General features: G+C 69.1%; 19 protein-coding genes and 2 pseudogenes. 8 read left to right on the top strand and 13 right to left on the bottom strand.

All coding sequences use genetic code 11. From position 1 onward, the window contains the following. Positions 1–7: 7 nt before the first annotated feature. From AB0D93_RS37785 to AB0D93_RS37775, 3 genes are all read right to left on the bottom strand, one after another. Positions 8–949 (bottom strand): alpha/beta hydrolase, encoded by a 942-nt coding sequence (locus AB0D93_RS37785; RefSeq protein ID WP_362129992.1) that lies wholly within the window; start codon positions 947–949, stop codon positions 8–10. 182 nt (positions 950–1,131) lie between these two features. After that, a complete protein-coding gene (locus tag AB0D93_RS37780; RefSeq protein ID WP_362129989.1) occupies positions 1,132–1,728 on the bottom strand; it encodes an NAD(P)-binding domain-containing protein in 597 nt (198 codons plus the stop codon). 42 nt (positions 1,729–1,770) lie between these two features. Beyond that, positions 1,771–2,589: a 3'(2'),5'-bisphosphate nucleotidase CysQ gene (locus AB0D93_RS37775; RefSeq protein ID WP_362129986.1), complete on the bottom strand. Its 819-nt coding sequence runs from the start codon at positions 2,587–2,589 to the stop codon at positions 1,771–1,773. Positions 2,590–2,726: 137 nt separating this feature from the next. Between AB0D93_RS37775 and AB0D93_RS37770 the strand changes: the two genes are divergently transcribed. Next, positions 2,727–3,635 (top strand): LysR family transcriptional regulator, encoded by a 909-nt coding sequence (locus AB0D93_RS37770; protein WP_362129983.1) that lies wholly within the window; start codon positions 2,727–2,729, stop codon positions 3,633–3,635. A 152-nt stretch (positions 3,636–3,787) separates the two neighbouring features. Here AB0D93_RS37770 and AB0D93_RS37765 read toward each other — a convergent pair whose 3' ends face one another. Continuing rightward, complete coding sequence (locus tag AB0D93_RS37765) at positions 3,788–4,897, bottom strand: NAD(P)/FAD-dependent oxidoreductase (protein WP_362129980.1); 1,110 nt, start codon at positions 4,895–4,897, stop codon at positions 3,788–3,790. 126 nt (positions 4,898–5,023) lie between these two features. Here AB0D93_RS37765 and AB0D93_RS37760 point away from each other — a divergent pair, with 126 nt between their 5' ends. Continuing rightward, complete coding sequence (locus AB0D93_RS37760; protein WP_362129977.1) at positions 5,024–5,617, top strand: helix-turn-helix domain-containing protein; 594 nt, start codon at positions 5,024–5,026, stop codon at positions 5,615–5,617. A gap of 358 nt (positions 5,618–5,975) precedes the next feature. Here the strand turns inward: AB0D93_RS37760 and AB0D93_RS37755 are convergent, their stop codons facing one another. The 3 genes from AB0D93_RS37755 to AB0D93_RS37745 are packed head-to-tail and all read right to left on the bottom strand — an operon-like array spanning position 5,976 to position 9,201. After that, the gene (locus AB0D93_RS37755; RefSeq protein ID WP_362129974.1) at positions 5,976–7,247 is read right to left on the bottom strand and encodes a hypothetical protein; all 1,272 of its coding nucleotides are present in this window, start codon (positions 7,245–7,247) and stop codon (positions 5,976–5,978) included. Between the two features lie 38 nt (positions 7,248–7,285). Next, the gene (locus AB0D93_RS37750) at positions 7,286–8,551 is read right to left on the bottom strand and encodes a HAMP domain-containing sensor histidine kinase (protein ID WP_362129972.1); all 1,266 of its coding nucleotides are present in this window, start codon (positions 8,549–8,551) and stop codon (positions 7,286–7,288) included. Further along, complete coding sequence (locus tag AB0D93_RS37745; protein ID WP_362129968.1) at positions 8,548–9,201, bottom strand: response regulator transcription factor; 654 nt, start codon at positions 9,199–9,201, stop codon at positions 8,548–8,550. The genes AB0D93_RS37750 and AB0D93_RS37745 overlap by 4 nt, the downstream gene beginning before the upstream one ends. Positions 9,202–9,376: 175 nt before the next feature. On the opposite strand from AB0D93_RS37745, the gene AB0D93_RS37740 reads away from it, so the two are divergent. Further along, positions 9,377–9,715 (top strand): DUF1801 domain-containing protein, encoded by a 339-nt coding sequence (locus AB0D93_RS37740; RefSeq protein ID WP_362129965.1) that lies wholly within the window; start codon positions 9,377–9,379, stop codon positions 9,713–9,715. A 179-nt stretch (positions 9,716–9,894) separates the two neighbouring features. On the opposite strand, the gene AB0D93_RS37735 is transcribed toward AB0D93_RS37740, so the two are convergent. Continuing rightward, the gene (locus tag AB0D93_RS37735) at positions 9,895–11,544 is read right to left on the bottom strand and encodes an allantoin permease (RefSeq protein ID WP_362129962.1); all 1,650 of its coding nucleotides are present in this window, start codon (positions 11,542–11,544) and stop codon (positions 9,895–9,897) included. A 477-nt stretch (positions 11,545–12,021) separates the two neighbouring features. On the opposite strand from AB0D93_RS37735, the pseudogene AB0D93_RS37730 reads away from it, so the two are divergent. Both AB0D93_RS37730 and AB0D93_RS37725 read left to right on the top strand, forming a co-directional pair. Next, positions 12,022–12,174: pseudogene (locus AB0D93_RS37730) on the top strand (cytochrome P450); the annotation flags it as partial. A 59-nt stretch (positions 12,175–12,233) separates the two neighbouring features. Next, on the top strand, positions 12,234–12,734 hold the full coding sequence (locus tag AB0D93_RS37725; RefSeq protein WP_362129960.1) for a hypothetical protein: 501 nt from the start codon (positions 12,234–12,236) through the stop codon (positions 12,732–12,734). A gap of 231 nt (positions 12,735–12,965) precedes the next feature. Here the strand turns inward: AB0D93_RS37725 and AB0D93_RS37720 are convergent, their stop codons facing one another. Together AB0D93_RS37720 and AB0D93_RS37715 are read right to left on the bottom strand one after the other, a co-directional pair. Continuing rightward, positions 12,966–14,339, bottom strand: a complete 1,374-nt coding sequence (locus tag AB0D93_RS37720; RefSeq protein WP_362129957.1) for a HAMP domain-containing sensor histidine kinase — start codon at positions 14,337–14,339, stop codon at positions 12,966–12,968. Next, complete coding sequence (locus tag AB0D93_RS37715; protein WP_362129954.1) at positions 14,336–15,007, bottom strand: response regulator transcription factor; 672 nt, start codon at positions 15,005–15,007, stop codon at positions 14,336–14,338. The genes AB0D93_RS37720 and AB0D93_RS37715 overlap by 4 nt, the downstream gene beginning before the upstream one ends. Positions 15,008–15,165: 158 nt before the next feature. Between AB0D93_RS37715 and AB0D93_RS37710 the strand changes: the two genes are divergently transcribed. Genes AB0D93_RS37710 through AB0D93_RS37700 form a run of 3 tightly spaced genes read left to right on the top strand, consistent with a single transcriptional unit; the run spans position 15,166 to position 17,473 of the window. Beyond that, positions 15,166–15,819: a DUF4956 domain-containing protein gene (locus AB0D93_RS37710; RefSeq protein WP_362129951.1), complete on the top strand. Its 654-nt coding sequence runs from the start codon at positions 15,166–15,168 to the stop codon at positions 15,817–15,819. Next, positions 15,816–16,622, top strand: coding sequence for a polyphosphate polymerase domain-containing protein (locus AB0D93_RS37705; RefSeq protein ID WP_362129948.1), 807 nt, complete (start codon positions 15,816–15,818; stop codon positions 16,620–16,622). The genes AB0D93_RS37710 and AB0D93_RS37705 overlap by 4 nt, the downstream gene beginning before the upstream one ends. Beyond that, positions 16,619–17,473 carry a phosphatase PAP2 family protein gene (locus AB0D93_RS37700; protein WP_362129946.1) on the top strand — a complete coding sequence of 285 codons (855 nt, stop codon included), beginning with the start codon at positions 16,619–16,621 and terminating at the stop codon, positions 17,471–17,473. The genes AB0D93_RS37705 and AB0D93_RS37700 overlap by 4 nt, the downstream gene beginning before the upstream one ends. Positions 17,474–18,879: 1,406 nt before the next feature. Here the strand turns inward: AB0D93_RS37700 and AB0D93_RS37695 are convergent. The 3 genes and pseudogenes from AB0D93_RS37695 to AB0D93_RS37685 form a co-directional block, all read right to left on the bottom strand. Continuing rightward, positions 18,880–19,677, bottom strand: coding sequence for a hypothetical protein (locus tag AB0D93_RS37695; protein WP_362129943.1), 798 nt, complete (start codon positions 19,675–19,677; stop codon positions 18,880–18,882). 375 nt (positions 19,678–20,052) lie between these two features. Next, a pseudogene (locus AB0D93_RS37690) lies at positions 20,053–20,550 on the bottom strand (transposase family protein). Continuing rightward, a partial coding sequence (locus AB0D93_RS37685) for a LuxR C-terminal-related transcriptional regulator (protein WP_362129940.1) occupies positions 20,525–20,768 on the bottom strand: 244 nt, incomplete at its 5' end. The pseudogene AB0D93_RS37690 and the gene AB0D93_RS37685, both read right to left, overlap by 26 nt.

Genomic DNA, 20,768 nt, shown 5'->3' with positions numbered 1-20,768 from the left:
GGGCGGATCAGTTGGTGAACGCCGTGGCCACGGCATCTCCGAGCTGATTCAAGACGTCCCGTGAGAGCTGTACCGACCCGGTGAACGAGAAGAAGGCGTGGGTGGCACCCTTGACCGGGAGGTGCGTGACCGCCACGCCGGCGTCGGCGAGCTTCCGCGCGTACCGGTCGCCCTGGTCCCGCAGCGGATCGTGTTCGGCGGTGACGATGACGGCGGGAGGCAGCCCGGCCAGCTCGTCGGAGCGCGCCGGTGAGACGCGCAGGTCTGCGCCTTCGTCGGGCGTGTTGAGGTAGAGGCCCCAGAACCACTCGAGCCAGCTGCGGCTCAACAGCGGTCCCGCCATGTTCTCGTACATGGAGGGGCTGTCGTCGAACCGGTCGACCGCCGGGTACGCCAGTACCTGCAGTGCGATCCGAGGTCCCCCGCGCCGCTGCGCTTCCTGCACGAGGGCCGCGGCGAGGTTGCCGCCGGCGCTCTCGCCGAACACCGCGATGCTTTGCCCGTCGCCGCCGAACCCTCCGGCGTTGGCCGCGACCCATGTCAGGGCGGCGTAGGCGTCTTCGATCCCCGCCGGGAAGCGGTGTTCGGGCGCGAGCCGGTAGTCGACGGAGACCACGATCGTGCCGGAGCGGTTGGCCATGATGCGGGCGATGTGGTCCTGGCTGTCCAGGTCTCCGAGCACCCATCCGCCCCCGTGGAAGAAGACCGTCACGGGCAGCGACCCGGAGCGCGGGACGGTGGCGGGGGCATAGACGCGGACGGGAACCTCGAGTCCTTCGGCGGCGGCCACCGCGTCGTGCACGCTGCCGACCGGCTCGACGTCGCCCGCGAGGGTGGAGAAGCTGCTCACGAGGTGGCGGTTCTCCGCGACCGTTCGACTCTCCGGTGCCGGTTCGCCTCCTTCGGCCAACTTCTCCAGCAGCGCGCCGATCTGGGGGTCGAGGGACATGATGAGGACCTTCCTGGAGCTGGCGAAACGACTCGGATGGGAATGACTGTTCCAGCCTCTGCACGTCGCAGGAGTGGAGCAGTGGCAGCGTGATGCCGTCCGGCGCTGGATCGCCGGCCCCGGCTGCGCTGTCGTATCCGTTCTGGATGTGGGCCCGCAGGGAGCGGTGCGCTGTGTGCGGATCAGCGGGCGATCGAGATCGCGAAGGGTGTGAATCCGCTGGACCGAATCACGTGCGGGACGAAGAGGATCGCGGCCTCGGTGGCGCGCGCGGTCTGGATTCCGCCGAGGTCGCTGATCCACTCCTGGTGCCAGCCGAGGTCGGTGAGCAGGTCACCGACAGCCTGCTTGGCCTGCGGGTCGTCGCCGGAGAGGAACGCGGTCGGGGTCTGGGTGAGCGTGGCCGGTGCGGTCATCACCGGGAAGAGCATGGTGTTGAGGGTCTTGACGACGCGGGTTTCGGGGAGGGCGTCCTGGAGTTGCTCGGCGAGGCTTGAGCCGGGGTGGATCAGGTCGGCGGGTAGTCCGTCCGGTCCGTCGGTGGTGGCGTTGGTGACGTCGACGAGGATTTTGCCGCGCAGTTCCTCCCGTAGGGCGGCGAGCCGGTCCAGCGAGCCGGCTCCCGGGGTGGCGTTGATGACGATCCGGGCTGTCCGGGCAGCGTCAGCGGCGGCGCCCGGTGTGCGGTCCGCCACGGTCACCTCATGCCCTGCCCGGGTGAGGGCTGTGGCCAGGTTGCCGCCGACGCGGCCGTTTCCGAGTACTGCGATCGTGGTCATGGTGATGTGGTCCTTTTCGTGGGTGCGGGTTGTGGTGCGTGGTCAGCGTGAGAGCGTGGCGACGGCCTGGGCGTGGATGCCGGGGGCGGCGGCCAGGAGGCTCTCGCTCTGCGGGGTCCAGGGGCGGCCCCGGGCGTCGGAGATCCGTCCGCCGGCCTCGGTGACGAGCAGCGCTCCGGGGAGCAGGTCCGCGCGGGCGCCGGCGAACTGCCAGAAGGCGTCGATGCGGCCGGCTGCCACGTTGGTCAGGTGCAGGGTTGCGGGCACGGCGGTGCGGACCACGAGCGCGTCGAGGAGCATCGAGGTGATCGAGGAGCCGACGCGGCGTACGACTTGCTCGTCCTCGTCGGGCCGGGCCTGGCTGGTGGCCACGATGCTCAGGCCGAGGTCCGCGGTCCGGGAGACGTGCAGCGGTCGGCCGTCGAGGTGGGCGCCCGCGCCGGTGAGCGCGGTGTAGGTCTCGCCGGTCAACGGCAGGTGGACCGCGGTGAGCACGGGCTGGTTGTCGCGCACGAGGGTGGCGGTCACCGCCCACTCCGGCAGGGCGTGCAGGTGGTTGATGTTGCCTTCGGCCGGATCCACGACCCACCATTCGCCGGGCGGCAGCGCCCCGCCGTCCAGTTCGTCCTCCACCCAGCCGGCGTCCGGGCGCAGGCCCGTGAGGCGGGGGCGCAGGATGTCGAGGGCCGTGTCGTCGTTGGCGGCGAGGGCGCGCATCAGATCTTCGCGGGTCTGGTAGCGGACCACCTCGCCGAAGCGCTCGCGCAGCGCCGAACCGGCCGCACGCACGGCGATCGCGGTCTGGGTGAGCAGGTCGGCGTCGGAGGCGGCGGCGTCAGTGGTGTGAAGCGTTTCGGACATGGTGAACTCCCTTGTGAGTAGGGGGTGATGAGGCTGTTCGAGTCGGACTGTGCGCTCGGTTCAGTGCTCTGGTCTCGAAGGTATCCAGGCCCTTGATTAACTTCAAATGCATGTAAAGCACGCCTAGGATTACTCGCATGCAATTGGATTTGAATCTGCTGGCCGCGCTCGACGCGCTGCTGGAGGAGGGCAGTGTGGCCGGGGCGGCCGCGCGCCTGCATGTCACCGCCCCCGCGATGAGCAGGAGTCTGGGCCGGATCCGGCGCACGACCGGGGATCAGATCCTGGTGCGCACCGGCCGCACGATGACCCCGACGCCGTATGCGATCGCCGTGCGGGAACAGGTGCACGAGCTGCTGCAGCAGGTCCAGGGAGTGCTGGCGCCGAGCCGTGAACTCGATCTGGCGACGCTGGAGCGCACTTTCGTACTCCGCTGGCACGATTCCCTGGTCACCTTGGGCGGCCCCGCACTGCTCTCGGCCGTGCGCGGACAGGCGCCGGGCGTGCGGTTGCGCTTCGTCGCGGAATCGAGCACTGACACCCCCGAGTTGCGGCGTGGAGAGGTCGACCTGGAGGCGAACGCCAACCGGCCGAGCGCACCGGACATCCGTGCCGAGAAGGTGGGCGAGAGCCGCCTCGTCATCGTGGTGAGGCAGGGGCACCCGCTCACCCGTGTCAGGACCGTCACCGCGAAGCGGTACGCCGCCGCTGAGCACGTCACTGTCTCGCGGCGTGGAAACCTCGGCAATGCCCTCGACGACGCCCTCGCGCGGCTCGGCCTCACCCGCCGCGTGGTGGCGACCGCCCCCACGGAAGCTGCCGCGCTGGAGTTCGCGCGCGGCTCCGATCTCCTGATCAGCGTCCCGGAAGCCACCGCGCGGTCCGCGGTCGCCGACCTCGGCCTGGTCGTGCTCCCCCTCCCGCTCGAACTGCCGTCGGCGCCGGTATACCTGTCGTGGCATCAGCGCTACGACACCGACCACGCCCACGCCTGGCTGCGCGGGCTGGCGCGGACCGCGCTGGCCATGGGCGGAGCGTCGTCGTAGCCGGCGCCGTCCGGCTGCTTCCCCCATACGTCCAGGCGACCACCTCGATGCCGCACGGCCGGCCGCTGTCACCCGCATCAGAGCACCAACCCCGCCGGTAGGCTCGCTGACCTGTTTGCCCTGCTCGGTCAGTCGGTCGGAGACAAGTCGCTTCAGGAGTCCGTCGCGGGAACGAGGTGGTCGAGTCCCTTCGCACTCCCCGTCGCGGCCTCGGTCGAGCGCGGCAGCATGATGCTCTCGTAGGCGCGGACGGCGTCGTCGACGCTGGACTCGGTGACCAGTGCGTGGGCGAGGTCGGCGCCGTCGAGCATGGCGAGGTTGGCGCCCAGCCCGACGGGTGGCATCAGGTGCGCGGCGTCGCCGAGCAGCGTGACGCCGGGAACGTGATCCCAGGTGTGCGGGGCGGGCAGGACGAACAGGGACCGGTGGACGAACCCGTGGTCGCTGTTGCGCAGGAGGTAGCGCAGGTCCTCGTCCCAGTCGTCGAACAGCCTCAACAGATATGTCCGCACGGCCCGCTGGTCGCCGAGGTCGACACCGGCGGCCTCATGCCAGTCCTCGGGCGCGCGGACCGCGATGTAGGCGCGGATGTGGCCGTTGCTGTTGCGCTGGGCGACCAAGGACCTGCCGGCGCCCTTCGCCAGCATCGATCCGTTGCCGACCAGCAGCGCGAGCTCGGGGTGCCGGGTGTCGCAGTCGTCGAACCCGGTCTCGACGAAGGTGACACCGGTGTAGCCGGGTACGGCGGGCGACAGAGCCGGGCGCACGCGTGACCAGGCGCCGTCGGCACCGACCACCAGGTCGAAGTCCTCGGCGGTGCCGTCGCCGAACAGCAGCCGGCAGGTGCCGTCCGCCAGCGGGGCGACGCCGGTGACGGCACGGTCCCACCGCACCGTGCCCTCGGTGAGCGAGTCCAGGAGCAGACCACGCAGCTGGCCTCGGTCGATCTCCGGCCGGCCGCCGTCGGGGGAAGGCCCCTGCTGCGACCGGAGGGCGGCGGTGGCGAAGTCGAGCACGCGCCACTCGTCTCCTTCGGGGCGGGCGAGCGCGTGGAATCGGTCGAGGAGCCCCGCCGCACCGAGGGCGGCCTGGCCGGTGCCGGGATGCATGTCGAGGGAGCCGCCCTGCGGGCGGGCGTCGGCGGATGCCTCGCGTTCGAAGACGGTGACGGAGCGGCCGTGTTGCTGGAGGACTCGGGCGCAGGTGAGACCGCCGAGGCCGGCGCCGACGATCGCGATGCGGGCATCACGAGCAGAGTTCATGGGAGTGCCCCTCGGAAGGTGGGTGAGCCGCCGGGAGACCCCCGGCACGACCAAGAAAGCACACTCGATAAATAAGCGCAATGACTAAACTTTTGCAGCGACTGTACTTCGAGGTACGGTGGGCGAGTGACCGAACCGACCGGGCGCCGCGAGCGCAAGAAGGCCCAGACCCGCCAGTCCCTGGCCGACGCCGCGCTCGAGCTCTTCCTCGAGCGCGGCTACGACCAGGTCGGCGTCAAGGACGTCGCCGACCGTGCCGACGTCTCGGTGACCACCCTGTTCAAACACTTCTCCGGCAAGGAGGCCCTGGTCTTCGATCAGGACGACGAACTGGAAGCAGAACTCGTCGCCGCCGTGCGCGAACGCCCCCCGGGCCAGTCGATCCCGCAGGCGCTGCGCGAGCACCTCCTGCTGAAACAGGCCCAACTCGCCGTCCACGCCAGCGACCCGCGGTTCGCCGACTTCACGCGCCTGGTGCAGGAGACCCCCGCGCTGCGCGACTACGCCCACCGCATGTGGACGCGCCACGAAGCGGCCCTGGCCAGGGCCGTCGCCGAGGCGGTGGGTGCGCCCGAGGATGACGTCAGCTGCGCCGCCCTGGCCCGCTTCGCCCTTGAGGCCCGCAGCCTCATCCTGCGGCACGCCGAACCGCGCCGGGCCGCCGACGAGGCCTTCGCGCTGCTCGAACACGGCTGGGCAGCCTCCCATCCGGGCAGCTGACCGGGCTGCCAGGCACCCCGCTGTGCGCGGTGGCGGTGGGCGCTCGGGACCCTCGGTGAGGCGCTCCTGCATCGGGGTTCGGCGCGCGGAGGCCGGCGTCGGGGTGTGGAGTTCCCCGAGGAACCCGCAAGTGACGCTGCCGGATCGTCAGGGCCGGACCGGGAGGTTGGCCTCCCATCATCCGGTCAGCGACCGCCCCACGGGAGTCTGCGGACATGCCGGGCTGCCGCAGGTGGCCCCGGCCGCATCGCGGTGCCCGCGGCTCGCAGGCGTGTGCCGAGGAAGCGCGGTTCTCCGCGCCGCCCCGGCACACTGAGCCTGCCCGGCCGGGTGGGCCGGCCGGGCGCTGTGCGGTCTGTCAGCCCATGTCCGTCAGGAGGGCGGTCAGTTCCTTCTCCTGCTGCGCGGGCGACATCGGCGGGTTCGAGTGGTCGATGCCGAACGTCTTGAGCATCTTGTCCATCTGCGCGTCGATGGAGGTCCAGCCGGTCTGGTCCAGCGGCTGCAGCGACGCCTGGTCGGCGTCCCACAGGTCACGCAGCTTCTGGGCGGCCGTGTGGGCCCCGGTCGCGTTGCCGGAGCGTGCGTCCTTGAGGGAGGTGGAGGCGAGGGTCTTCAGCGCGGCGACCTTGGCGGTCGGGAACTTCTTCACCGCCTGGCCGGGAGCCATCTGGACGGCGGAGGTGTTGTCCTCCTCCGGCGCCGGGCCGACGTGCGGCTGGCCGTGGGCCCAGACCAGCAGGCCCGCGGTGGCGATGGCGAGCAGTCCGAAGGCGGCCAGGCCGACGCGCTCCTTGCGCGGGTCGCGGGTGGCCGGTGCGGCGTGGGTCGCCTCGTGGGTCTCGGTCACGTCCGAGCGCGTCACCGTCAGGTAGACCACCGTCGCCAGGATCAGGCCCAGGAAGATCAGGCTGGTGGTGAACGTACCCAGGTCGAGACCAGTCGGTTCGCCCGGCTGGGCGACCTTGGGGGAGGCGAGCCAGTCGCCGATGTTCGCGCCCAGCGGGCGGGTCAGGATGTAGGCGAGCCAGAAGGACAGCACCGGGTTCGCGCCGAACTTCCACAGCAGCGTGATCGCCGCGATGAGGCCGAGCGGCAGCAGGACCGAGACGCCCGGGCTCCAGCCGGTGAGCTCAAGGGTCCAGTCGCCGGTCGCGGTGCCGAGCGCGAAGGTGACGAGAACGGCGAGCCAGTAGAACGACTCCCGCGGAAGCGTCGTGACCGAGTGGATCGACAGCGTGCGCTCCCGCAGCCACCACACGCCGAAGACCACCGCGAGCAGCACCGAGAAGACCGCGGAACTGATCCACAGCGGCACGTTCAGCTGGTCGGTCAGGATGTCGGTGTACAGGGTGCCCGTGACGCTGACAACGACCACGGTCAGCCAGTAGGGGAACGGAACGTACCGCTTCAGCCGCAGCTGGACGGCCAGGACCACCACGAACACCGCGGTGAAGATCCACGCCGTGTTCACCAGGCCGACGCCCAGCTTCATGTTGATCCAGTCGGCGAAGCTCTCACCGACGGTGGTGCACAGGATCTTGATCACCCAGAACCAGACGGTGACCTCGGGAACCTTGTTGAGCATGAGGCGCCCGCTGCGCGTGCGTGCTTCCGTTGTCGTTGTCATGCGGGGAGGTTTACGCGCGGAATCTGCACATAACCTGACTACGCGGTTGCACGGGCGGCGGCCGGGAGTGTCACCTCCACGTGACCGCGGCCGTCCGCGATCGCGCGGACCTCCACACCGGCCGAGGCGGCGATGCGCCGGACCACCGGCAGCCCCAGCCCGTACCCGCCGCCGCCGGTCACCCCCGCTTCGAAGACCCGGTCGAGGTCCGCGGGATCGAATCCGGGGCCGTCGTCCAGGACGTCGACCACGATGGCCTCGCCCTGGTTGCGGGCGGTGATCCACACCCGGGACTTCGCATGCCGCAGGCCGTTGTCCAGCAGGGGTGACAGCAGCGACACGGCGACGTCGGCCGCAACGGCGACCTCGACCTTCGCGGGGAAGGCGACCTCGACCGCGCGGCCGGCGATCGCCTGCCGTGCGGCGGAGCGCAGGTCGCACCGGGTCCCCTTGTCCGTCCGTGCGCGCGCGGCGCGCAGAAGCGTCGTGATCGCCGTATCAAGGCGGTCGACCTCGCTCAGCACCGCCTCCGTCGGCACCGGCTCGCCGGACAGCTGCGCCAGCTGCGCCTCGGCCCGCAGGACCGTGAGCGGCGTCCGCAGCTCATGGGCGATCTCATCGGTGAGTCGGCGCTCGTCCGCCAGCGCGTTGTCCACGCGCTCCAGGAGGTGGTCCAGGGTCCGCCCCAGTTCCCCGAACTCGTCGCGGGGGACGCCGAGGTTGAAGCGGCGCCCGGGTTCGTGCTGGCCCCAGTCGTCGGCGAGGGCGGCCATCTCGTGCACGACCCGCAGCGCGCGGCGCACCACGAGGTGTGCGACACCGCCGGCGAGGAGGATCGTGAGGCCGCCGAGTATCAGGGACAAGGTCAGGCTGCGCTGCTCGGACGTCTCGTACGGCGTGAGGTCCACCCGGACGATCACCATGACGTGGTGGCCGTGGATCGGGACCTGCCGCGCGTACAGGAGGTAATCGCCGACCGACGCGGTCTGCGATCGCCCCGAGTCCGCCAGCTCCTCGACGCGATCGACCAGGCTCGGCGGGACGTCTCCGTCGATCAGTCGGCCGTCGGCATACACCCAGGCGACCTCGTCCAGCGCCTCGCTGCTGTTCTCCGTGAGTACGACACGGCCGCCTTTGGCGGTGACGTTCGCCGCGACCGCCTCGGCGCGAGTACGTGCCAGATCGTGCGCGTCGGCGTCCGTCACCCGGCTCAGCAGCACGTGCGAGACGACGACCAGGATCGCGACCACGGCGGTGGCGATCAGCACGGTGAGTGCGACGACCCGCTTACGGAATCCCGTCATTGCCATCGGTAGCCCACGCCGCGGACGGTGGCCAGCCGCTCGGCCACACCCAGCGGACCGAGCTTGGCCCGCAGCCGGCGCACATAGGAGTCGAGGGTGTTGTCGTTGACCTGCGCTCCGTGCGGCCAGCCGGCAGCGATGAGGGCGTGGCGGCGTACCGCGTCGCCCTGCGAGGCGATCAGGCGGCCCAGCAGCCGGAACTCGGTCGGGGTCAGGCTCATGCTCACCGAATCGTGGGTCACCACGTGCTTCGCCGGATCGAGGACGACCTCGCGCGGTGCGGGCGCCGCGGTGGCCCGGCGCAGCAGCGCCCGGACACGGACCAGCAGTTCCGGGATGTCGAAGGGTTTGGTCATGTAATCGTCGGCGCCGGCCTCGAAGCCGCCCACCTTGTGATGCAGGCCGTCCAGGGCGGTGAGCATCAGCACCGGCGCGTCGACGCCGCGAGCCCGCAGGGCCAGGCAGACGTCGCGGCCGTCGGCGTCCGGGAGCCCGAGATCCAGGACGACCAGATGAGGCGCCGGTGCGAGCTGCCGCAGCAGGCTGTCGGCCGTGGCGGCGACGGAGACGGTGTGGCCGTCGTGCTCCAGGGCGCGCTTGAGGACACCGCGGACTGCCGCGTCGTCTTCGCACACCATGATGAAACCCACGGGCTGACCCTAGATACTCCCGGCCCAGTTCTCCATCTTCCCAGGTCAACCGCCTGACGGTCGGGAACGGTCCACCGGTGCCGCACGGCCCTGCCCTGCCATGAAGCCGCGACGGTCGGGCGCGAGGGGCCGAGCCCGCGGCAGCGGTGTTCGCGGGAGGACCACAATGGGTCGCATGGACTCTGTGCAGGAGTACGTCGACTCCATCGCGTCCGGTCACCGTTCGCTCTTCGACCGGGTGAGCGGGTTGATCCTGGAGGAATTCCCGCAGGCGAGCGTGGCGCTGTCCTACGGAATGCCCATCTACCGGGTCGAAAAGCGCAGGCTGCACATCGGTGTCTGGCAGCACGGCGTCTCGATCTACGGGTGGGGAACGGACCGCGATGGTGGCTTCAGCTCCCGCCATCCCGAGCTCATCAGCGGAAAGGCCACCATTCGGCTGCGGTCCACCGACATGGCGGCCGTCACCGACGATGAACTGCGCGCTCTCATCCGTGCCGCGCTGAAGCCCTGACCGGGAACCCGGCCCTGCACGCAGGCACAGCGAGGCGGCCCCTGGATGGCCCGACCGGCTCCCGCCCTCGCGGTTGAATGTGCGGTGCCGTTCGTTGGCCTGACCGTTGCGGGTGTGGTGGCACAGCCTGCCCGCGTCCCCAGGCTCCCGTCGTCGAGTCCACCGCGCCAGGCCGCCGGCTAAGCAGTGGAAGGCAGCACGTGGTCGCCGATCTTGTCCGTGCTCAGGCACAGGGAGCAGACGACCGCGTCGTGGGTGGCGCAGGCGGTCAGGTCCGGGCGCTCGTACGGCTGGTGGCAGACATGGCAGTCCAGGGTGACCGCGCTCGGGTTGCCCTCCGCGTCCAGCAGGGGCTCGGCAATGCCGTCGTCGGCGCGGCGGAGGTAGTACTTGCCCTTCGTCACGATCGCCATCAGCGGGGTCAGGACGAAGGCGATCACGGCCGCGGCGACCGGGGAGTACGGCTGGAGGGTGTCGCCCAGCAGATGGAAGTACATGGCGATCGACAGGCCGGAGGCGGCGACGAAGGCCACGACGCCGACCGGGTTCACGGCGTGGAGCATGCCCCGGCGGAACTCCGGCTGGAGCGGGGAGAGCTTCAGCAGGTACTTGTTGACGCCGATGTCGGTGGCGACGGTGACCACCCAGGCGATCGCGCAGTTCGAGTAGAAGCCCAGGATGCCGTTGAGGAAGCTGAACATGTCGGCTTCCATCAGGGCGAGCGCGAAGCCGAGGTTGACCAGGACGAAGACCATGCGGCCGGGGTAGTGCTTGGTCACACGGGTGAAGGAGTTCGTCCAGGCGAGCGAGCCGGAGTAGGCGTTGGTCACATTGATCTTGATCTGGCTGATGACCACCAGGGCCACGGCGAGCGGGATGACCATCCAGGAGGGCATCATCGCGTCGAAGGCGCCGCGGAACTGCTGGATGGGCTCGGTCGCGGCGGCCGGCCCGACCTTGGCGAGGATGTAGACGGCTAGGAAGACGCCGATGGCCTGCTTCAGCGCACCCAGCACCACCCAGCCGGGGCCCGCCATGACCACGGCGGTCCACCAGGTGCGCTTGTTCGCCTCGGTCCTGGGCGGCATGAAGCGCAGGTAGTCGATCTGCTCGCCGATCTGCGCGATGAGCGAGAGGCAGACGCCGGCGCCGAGCAGGACCGAGGCCGTGTTGACGCCGCCGTCGCCGTCGGTGCCGGCGTAGGAGAGAAAGCGGTCGACCGTGCCGGGGTCGGTGGCGATCAGGTAGACCAGCGGGCCGACCATCAGCAGCAGCCAGATCGGGGTGGTCCACACCTGGAGCTTGCTGAGAGCCTTCATGCCGTAGATCACCAGGGGGATGACCATGAGCGTGGAGATCAGGTAACCCAGCCACAGGGGCAGGCCGAGGCCGAGCTTGAGGCCCTGGGCCATGATCGAGCCTTCGAGGGCGAAGAAGATGAAGGTGAAGCTGGCGAAGATGACGCTGGTGAGGACCGAGCCGTAGTAACCGAAGCCGGAGCCGCGGGTGATCAGGTCGAGGTCGACGTTGTAGCGGGCGCCGTAGTAGGCGAGGGGGAAGCCGGTGACGAAGATGAGCACGGCGGCCACCGCGATGGCAACGAGGGCGTTGCCGGTGCCGTGCGCCAGGCCGATGCCGGCGCCGATCGAGAAGTCGGCCATGTAGGCGATGCCGCCAAGGGCGGTGGTCGCCACGACCATCGGGGTCCAACGGCGGTAACTGCGGGGAGCGAAACGAAGGGTGTAGTCCTCCAGCGTCTCCCTGACCGCCTGATCGGCGGCGGCCTTCGGCGCGCCTGCCGTGTGGGTTCGTGACTCGGTGGTGCTCATGTCGCGCCTCCCGATGATGCTGGTGCGGGTGCCTCTGCGGGAGGGAAAGCCCCGCTTGGCGTCATCGGCAGGACGGGGGAGCCGACGGACCGTCATGTTTTCCGTTCGGCCGTGTATACGACTCTGATCCCACGGCCGGTCACGCTAGGAAGCGGTTGTTACCGTCGGCGCCCGCCGTCGTGAAAGCGAAGTTTCCGAGAACTCACCTGTTGCCGATTGGGAGTTGGTTCGGCCCCGGTGGCTCGACGCCACCCGGAAGAGGCGGGGCTGGACGCCGCTTGCGATGGTGGTGGCCTTGTCCCTGTGGACTCGTGCCTCGGGGTTGGCGAGCATCGAGCGGTAGTGCTCCTCGCTCTCCCACTGGACGTAGTTGATGACGCGTTCGCCGTCCCCCTAGGGGCCTTGCCGAGTTTCAGGCGCCATCACGGTTCAGACCGCCCGGATGCAGGTGGCGGCGACCGAGTAGACGCGTGCGAGTGCCTGGGCGCACCCCTGGCCCGTCTGGAGGGCCGCACAGCCGTCGGTACCCTCCTGGAGCGCGCCGCGGATCTCGCGCTCGACGGCACGCCGGGCGAGTGGCTGCCGGGCCTGCTGATGAGGGGGATGCGCAGCCGTCCGGTGCGCTGGTAGAACTCCGCCGACCGGGCTCATCCGCACCGGTTCTCGTACGAGCCGAGGAGACCCGTCGCATGCTGCGCACCGCCGAGATCAGTGCCGGGCTGACCGGACCGCTCAAGGGGGACGGCTCCCACGCGCTGCACTTCCGCTCGAAGCTGGAGTTCACCATCGACTGTTTCGTGTGCGAGCGCACCGGCCGTACGACCGTCTTCGAACGCGGCGCCGAGCGGGCCCTGTGCTCGGGCAGCCGCAGCGGCCTCCAGCGCCACTACACGGCCGGCCGCATCGCCGCGTTCGACACGACGTCCGGCGCCGACCGGCTGGCGGTGCGGGCCCTGCTCGACTTCTGGTGGGCACCGTTCGACGACATCCGGGACCACCGTCCGAGCGCCGCGCCCACCAGCCATCCCTGGGTGCGACTGCACCTGGGCTACTACTGCCGTGAGGCCAAGGAGTCGGGTACGGACAGCATCCAGACCAATCTCGTACGGCCGTACGAGGTGCGCTGCGCCCACTGCAAGTCCCTCCTCGCCACGGACGCGACCACACCGTCGATACGGCTGCTCACCTGAACAGGCTGCCCGGCATGATCATCGCAGCCCCCAGGCCCATGACGACTCGCCGGACGAGGCGGCGATCAGGATGGTCTCGCCCGGGGCGGGGACTCCGAAGTCCTCCACGAGGACCACAGCGCCGACGGCCCAGTAGCCGTAGTGGCTGAGCAGCGGGGCCAGATGAGCCAGTGGCCCGGGAGGGGCGGGGCCATGCCTTCACCGTACGCGGCCGCCGAACCCGTGCGCCGGTCAGCAGGGCAGGTCGAGGACGACGGAGGCGCCGCGCCCGGTGTTCTCGGCGTGGGCGGTGCCGCCGTGGGCGGTGGCCACGGCGTGGACGAAGGCGAGTCCGAGGCCGGATCCCTCGCCGGTGCGGCTGGCCTCGGCGCGGGCGAAGCGGTCGAAGGCCCGGGGCAGGAACTCCGGTGGGAAGCCCGTCCCCTCGTCCGTGACGCACAGTCGCAGCATGCTGTCGTGGACGGTGGCAGTGAGGTGGACGGCTCCCTGGCCGTGGCGGAGGGCGTTGTCGAGCAGGTTGCCGATCGCGGGCCGCAGCCAGCGGGCGTCGACGTCGACGGTCGCGCCGACGGCGTCGACAGTCACCGCACGCCCGGCCCGATCGGCGGTGCGCAGATGCGGTGCGACGGCGGCGTCGACGAGGTCGGCGAGTTCCGCGGGGGCACGGGTGATGTGCTGGGTGCTGCCGAGTTCCTCCAGGTCCAGCAGTGCGTTGGAGAGATCGATCAGGCGCTGGACCTCGGCGTCCACCGAGCGCAGGGTCTCGGTGAGTTCACCGGCCGAGCGGGGGCGGTGCAGGGCGACGTCGACCTCGGCCCGCAACAGCGACAGCGGGGTGCGCAGCTCGTGGCTGGCGTCCGCGACGAACCGGCGCTCGCGTTCGGCGGACTCCTCGAGGCGGTCGAGCATGTGGTTGAGGGTGTGGCCGAGGCGGGTGATCTCGTCGTCGTGGTCGGCGGGCACGTCCAGACGCAGGTCCTGGGCGCCGTCGGCAAGGGTGGCGGCGCCGATGCGGTACCGCTCGACGGGGCGCAGGGCGGCGCGGGCGGTGCGGTAGCCGACGTAGGAGGCGGCGATCAGGGTCAGGCCGGAGGCGATGGCCAGTTGGGCGAGGAGTTCGCGCAGCGCCTCGTCGCGGTGACCGCGCCGGACGGCGGCGATCACGATCCGCGTCTGTCCGTCCGCCGTGACGCGTTTCGCTTGCAGGCGCAGGGTGCCAGGGGTGATCGGGAGCAGGGAACCGACGTCACGCCGGACCGTGGCGCCACGCGTGACGGCGCGCAGTTCGGCTGGGGTGAGCAGCGGCTGGTGGCTGAGGGAGTCGCTGGAGCGCAGGACGCGGCCGTGTGCGTCGAGGACCTGCTGGAGGCTGCCGCTGGGGCCGGGAGGGAGCCGGGTTCCGGCGCGCACCGCCTGGTCGAGACTGTGCCGGTAGGTGGTCAGGTCGTCGTTCAGCTGCTGGTCGAGGGCGGTTCTGACCCGCCAGTAGACCAGTCCGGCCGCCCCGGTCAGCACCAGGGACATGGTGATGGCGACGGCCAGCACGAGGCGTGTGACGACGGGCAGCCGCCTGAACCACGGCCGCAACCGGCCGGGCAGGGTCATGGGGTGGTCTCCAGGCGGTAGCCGCGCCCGCGCAGGGTCGTGATCGTCGTACGGCCGAAGGCGCGGTCGACCTTGGCGCGCACCTTGGAGACGTGAACGTCGATGGCGTTGCTGCGCAGGTCGGTCTCGCCGTCCCAGACCTCGTCGAGCAACTGCAGGCGGGTGACCACGCGCCCGGCGTTCGCCATCAGCACCCGCAGTACGTCGAACTCGCGGCGGGAGAGGTCGAGTTCGGTGTCCCCCCGCCAGGCGCGCTGCTGCTCGGGATCGAGGACGAGGTCGCCGACCTTCAGGCGCCCGGAGTGCTCGGGGCGGCGCCGGGATATCGCGCGCAGCCGGGCCAGCAGCTCTTCCATGGCGAAGGGCTTGACCAGGTAGTCGTCGGCGCCGGCGTCGAGGCCGGCGACCCGCTCGCTGATCGCGGCGCGCGCGGTGAGCAGGATGACGGGGATGTGTATGCCTTCCTCGCGCAGTGTCCGGCACACCTCGACCCCGTCCATGCCCGGCAGCATCACGTCGAGGACCACGGCGTCCACGCGCGGGTCGCGGGCGGCGGCGAGCCCGGACGGTCCGTCGTAGTGGCCCTCGGCGGTGTGCCCGGATTCGGTGAGGTAGCGGACGACCAGGTCCGTGAGGCGGGTCTCGTCGTCGACGACCAGATAGTGCATGCCGGTCAGGCTAGCCGCCCGCGCAGGTGTCCGGATTCCAGCCGCCGGGGAGGCTTCATGGTCTGTTCATGTGACTTCCCTACCGTCGTTCACGTCGCGGTGCTCCGCGGACCGCGACCGGTCCGCTGTTCCCACGCGCCGGGACGGAAGGGACAGACATGCACGCACTGGTGCTCGCCGCCAAGGGCATCACCAGCCACATAGCGCCCATGGACCTGATGACCCGCGGCGGTCTCGACGTCATCGCGCTGATGGTCCTGGTCGGCTGGCTCTACCGGCGCCGCCCCAGCGCCCCGGCGATGCCGCTGGTGCTGGCCGCGCTGAACATCGGCCTGTTCGCGGCGATGAGCACGATCAGCGCCGGGAAGTTCCCCGCCGGGGTCGGCTTCGGCCTCTTCGGCATCCTCTCCCTGGTCCGCCTGCGCAGCGCGGCGTTCACCCTACGCGACGTCGCCTACACCTTCGTCACCCTGGTCATCGCCCTGTGCACCGGGCTGCCGCACCGGCAGATGTGGCTGGTCGCCGCACTGGACGCCGTGGTACTGCTGGCGGTGCTGCTGGTGGACGACCCGAAGTCGTACGAACCCCCGACCCGCACGGTCAAGCTGACCCTCGACCGGATCTACCCGGAGCCCGCGCTCATCGCCCACGACGTGGCGCTCCGCTTCGGCCAGGCGCCCCTCTCGGTGGTCGTGGACGAGGTCGACTACGTCCGCGAGACCACCCGGGTCTCCGCCCGCTACCCCGCCGTACCGGGGGAGCCCGCCACCGCCCAGGACGCCGAGCCCCGCGAGCAGGTGACCGCCGCATGAGCCTCGCCTCCGACCTCGGCCTCGACGCCCCGCGCGGCGCCACGCTCGCCGAGGTCGATGCGGCGGCTGCTCTGCAGCATCGCACCGACCGCAAGTACCTGCTCCCCCTCGACCGCGCCCGCGACCTCGTCGCCAGGCTCGCGGACAGCCACCACGTCCTCGACCTGGCCGGCCGCCGTACGACGAGCTACCTCAGCACCTACTTCGACACCGAGCAGCTCGGCGCCTGGCGGGCCCACGTCCAGCGGCGCCGACGCCGCTGGAAGGTCCGTACCCGCCTGTACGCGGAGGACGGGCTGTGCCGGGTGGAGGTGAAGACCAAGGACGGCCGCGGCGCCACGGTCAAGCACGCCCTCAAGGTCCCGGCCGCCGCGTACGGCGAACTCGACGTGCAGGCAGCGGAGTTCGTGGACGAGGTGCTGGCCGCATCCGGTATCCCCGTCACGGCCAAGGAGCTGGCGCCCGTCGCAGAGATCCGTTACGTCCGGGCAGCCCTCGCCGACCTGGACCACGGCACCCGCGTGACCCTCGATGGCGCACTCACCTGCCACCACGGCGACCGCACCGCCGCGCTCGATTCCGGCCACGTGCTCGTCGAGACCAAGGGCGGAATCCGGCCGGCCCCGGCCGACCGGCTGCTGCAGAGCCTGGGCGGCAGGCCCGTCTCCCTCAGCAAGTACGTCGTCGGCCAGTCCCTGCTCACCCCCGGCCTCCCCGACAACGACGTACGCCGCCTCGCCCGCACCCACTTCACCACCGGGGCGAGCACGGTACCGCTCTACGAAAGGACCCCCGCCGCATGAACGTCCTGCGCGGCATCAAATGGCCGTACGCCCTGATCGCGCTGCTCGCCGTCGCGGCCGTCGCCGTCGGCGTGGTGCGACCGCAGCTGGTCTCGGCCGTCACCGGCTCGAAGAAGAAGCCCGGCGCGACGGCGCTGATCAAGCAGAACCCGCCGCCCACGCTCTTCACCGACGCCGAGATCGCCACGATCGGCACGCAGGCGGCGGCCCAGCGCAAGAAGGCGGACGCCCTCTTCGCCCAGTGGAAGAAGGCGCACGGCACCACCCGCGACGACAAGGCGTTCGCCGCCTGGGCCGCGCAGCAGGTCCCGGCACCGCCCGCGGCCGCGCAGCGCACCGCCGAACTCCGCCAGGACCAGCAGCTCGCGAAAGCCCGCACGGCAGCCGGCAAGAAGGCCGCGACCTGGCTGGAGCTCTACGGCAAGAAGGACATCTGGAAGCTCTACCTGCACGACCAGCGCGAACTGATCCCTGCCGCGCAGGGCACGGCGGAGAAGACCGAGCTCAAGGCGGCGCTGAAGATGGCCAAGACGATCAGCGACCAGCTGGCGGCCAAGGATAAGCAGCCGGCCCCGTTCGTCCTGGACCCGAGCCTACGCCCCGACAAGCACATCAAGCCCGGCGCCAAGGGCCCGTACTCCTACCCCTCCCGGCACGCGGCCCGTTCCGCCGCAGCTGTCACCTTCCTCAGCGCCCTCTCCCCGCACCGCGCCGAGGACTATCAGTGGATGCAGGACGAAGTCCTCTACTCCCGCCTCTACATGGCCGGCCACGTCACCAGCGACCTCACCGCCGGCACTCTCCTCGGCGACCTGATCGGCGACTACGAACTCGCCGTCAGCGGACGCTGACTTCCCTGAAGTCTTGGCGATCTGCCCGCCCCGCGACTCACGCGGGGCGGGCAGAGACTGTGGGGAGGGCACCTGCCCGACGCCTGTGTACGCACCGCCTGGGCGCGCGAGGAGATGAGGCGCAGGAGTCTGGGACACTCCGGCCCTTGGAACGCCGTGTGAGGGATACGGCGTGCGTTTCCCGACCGCGGCGCTGCGCTACTTCAACTCAGCCCTGGCCGCTTACCGGGCCTATCAGCAGGTGACCGGCCGGGCAGCTGCCCTCACGCGCCGAGCCACCCCGTTGCTTGCACTTCGGGCATCGGGAGTCTGATCGTCCGATGCCTCAAGCGATACGCAGCCCGCGAGGTCTTCAACCTGGTCAGACCGGTTTCCCGCGCCCCCGCGTTATAGGGGCGTCCGTGAGACGTGAGAGGGTCTGGGGCGTGAGTGAGACACCCCCGAACACCCTGCAATACCGCTTTGACGGGCCAGAAGACGCTCCGGTCCTGATCTTGGGTCCCTCACTGGGTACCACATGGCACATGTCGTAGAAGCCGTCCAGGGCCGTCCATCCAGTCCTATGCAGACATGTATGTCCAGTTTCGGGATCCTGCGCCGGGAGGGTGTCCACGGAGTTGGTGATTCGCGCGTGACACCTGACTGCACGACGAAGCCGCGTCGGTCTGGTCCGGCGGGGCTTTGTCGTGTGGCTGGTCAGGCTGGGCGGGAGCCTGCGCGAGGGCTCCATTGCACTCAGATTCTCCTCTTTCGAACACCGAAGCAAGGAGGCGGTGACGACACGCGGCACACGGCCGATGTGCAGCATGCGGCAGCGGAACTCCTCGCGACCAACCAGGTCGTGGTCTACGCTCTTGCAAAGTCGAAGCCTTCTACGGGGAGGACAAGCACTGCTACCTGCAGCAGACCCTCTTACTGCCACCTGACTTGACTCAGAGGACTCAAACGCCACGTCGCCCGCGAGATCTACCCGCAGATCCAGCCGGCGACAGCCTCCGTCGCCGCATCTTCTGCCACTTGACGCAGCATAGGAGTATCCTCGGCACCCACGTGCGTGCCGAGAAGCGGGCCTTCAGCGATGGCCAGGACTGGCTGACCGTCTTCCAGCTACCCGCCTAGGCGCCCGAGCTCAACCCCGTCGAAGGCGTGTGGTCGTTGCTACGACGCGGCTACACCGCCAACGTGGCCTTCTCCAACGCAGACCACCTCATCCGCACAGTCCGCCAGGGCCTTCGCAAGATCCAGTATCGCCCGGCGCTCCTCGACGGATGCCGCACAGAAACCGGACTCGTCTTCCGACCCAGATAACTCACGGCGACACCACGAGTTCAAGCTCAGTAAAGGCTCCTTATCCGCGCCATTACCGATCCAGTCGCCTTTTATTGCTGGAAGTCGGAGGCTGACTTCTAGGATTCTATAGAGATGTCGTATGTCGCCTCGCACTTATTGGTGTAAGACTGATCAAATTTCGGATTTGTGTAGGTGCGGGTGATAAAGCTATCGGGTTCGTAGCCCTTGATGTCATTGAGGAAAGAGGGACCCATTAGTAGATGGTCCGTGAAGGTGCACACCTCGTTCCCGTCGAAAAAATTTTTGAACTCGAGGTTGACATCTATGTTCTCCCATGGGTGCACCCATAGCCTGATACTGCCGGGAACCACCGGGGTGCCCGATAGGGGGATTGCATCCCCAGTGGCGCCATTGCAGACTTCATCTCCGTTTGTCGAGTTGCACATGTTGAGGTCATTGTCGTTCCAAAACGATGGGCCATCCCAGCCTCTAAGTTCGTCTCCAGGATGTGTTATTCGGGCCATTGTGTGCTGGAATGAAAAAAGACCACCGTCCCCGCCTGGGCCAACTCCCATGTCGTACCAGGGTCCGTTATGTGAATTATAGGCTCTTCTTGGCGCGTACGCCGCATCTCCCGTGGTAAGCCATTTCCAGTCATAGGTCGAAGTGGTCTGAGGTCTGTCGTCTGCACCGAACCTGCCGTAGACGGCCGCATATGCCGATGAATAGGTACCGCATCCCCGAGGTGCCGGATATGCGCATGTACCCATCACGCTCTCGTCGGTGTAAAGATCCGTGATATCGACGTATCCCAGGTGCACATCAACCCAGCAGCCGCTTTGGCAAATGCTTGCGTCGTATGCTTGTGCAGTCCCTGCGGGAATAGTTGCTGCGAGAAGAGCGAGAATCGACACCCCGAAAAATGTTCTGCGTGTGGTGGCACGCTGACCGGAATGGCGACGTGTGATTTCCTCTCTCTTGGCCGAGGTAACCGTCTTTTGAATGCGCTTAACCCATGATTTCATCTCATTTTCCTTGCTTTCTAGATGTATTGAAACAGGCACCCTGCGATGGCCGCTCGCAGGTCCCGCTGAGGTCCCACGCAATGTTGCTGAAAGACTGCGAAAAGCTCTCGGGCCAGCGATCTCCGCGAGACAGTCGTCTATCAGGCGGGGCAGAACTTGGTCTTCTAAGGAAGTAACCCCTCTCGCAGCAAGGCTATAGGAATTCATGAGCGACCGTGTGAGTAGTGGGTACTCCACTTACTGGACCGTGAGTCCTTTCAAACCTCAACTTGACATCGACAGGTGAAGCGTGAGGACGGCCTTGACCGCGGGGGATGCGGATGGCAACGGAGCTTACGCAGCAGCCGCCGGGTCTTTAGGGTGGCCATCGCCTGCTCACAGAGGGTGCGGATCTTGGCGTGGGACAGGTTCACGGCCCGCTGGCCTGCGGACAGCTTCTCCCAGAGGCCCCGGTAGGGCACTCGCACCGTGCCGCCGGCACCCTGGTACCCCTTGTCCGCCCCAGCAGCGCACCCCGGCCTCGGCCAGGGCGTCGACGATGCCGTGGGTGCGTGCGGCCCTGATGTCGTGGACTGCGCTGGGCAGCGCGGGTGAGGCCCAGAGCAGCCGACCGAAAGGATCGGTGATGATCTGGACGTTCATCCCGTGCTTCTTATACTTCCCCGAGTAGAAGGGGCCCCGACGCCGTGGAGCCTGCGCCGGATTGGGGTCAGCCGTGGACCCAGCCGCGAGTGCGCTATCCAGGCGACGGCGACGACACATCGGAGGTCATCGCGCTGCGTAGTTTTCGGCGGTTGTCCACCCCGACCTTGCGGTAGATGCGGTAGAGGTGGTTGCTCACAGTACGCACGGACAACGTGAGGCGTTCGGCGATCTCCCTGTCACTGAGCCTTTTCAGAGTGGCCACCGGTCGGGTGACAGGGTGGCCTCCCGCAACGCACGAGGCTCCTGTGCCGTTGAGAGAGGTGTTCGACGTCTCA

The sequence above is a fragment of the Streptomyces sp. NPDC048191 genome (assembly GCF_040652655.1).
GTDB lineage: Bacteria > Actinomycetota > Actinomycetes > Streptomycetales > Streptomycetaceae > Streptomyces.
Note: the sequence above shows the minus strand (reverse complement) of the source record. Positions and strands in the feature narration are given on the sequence as shown.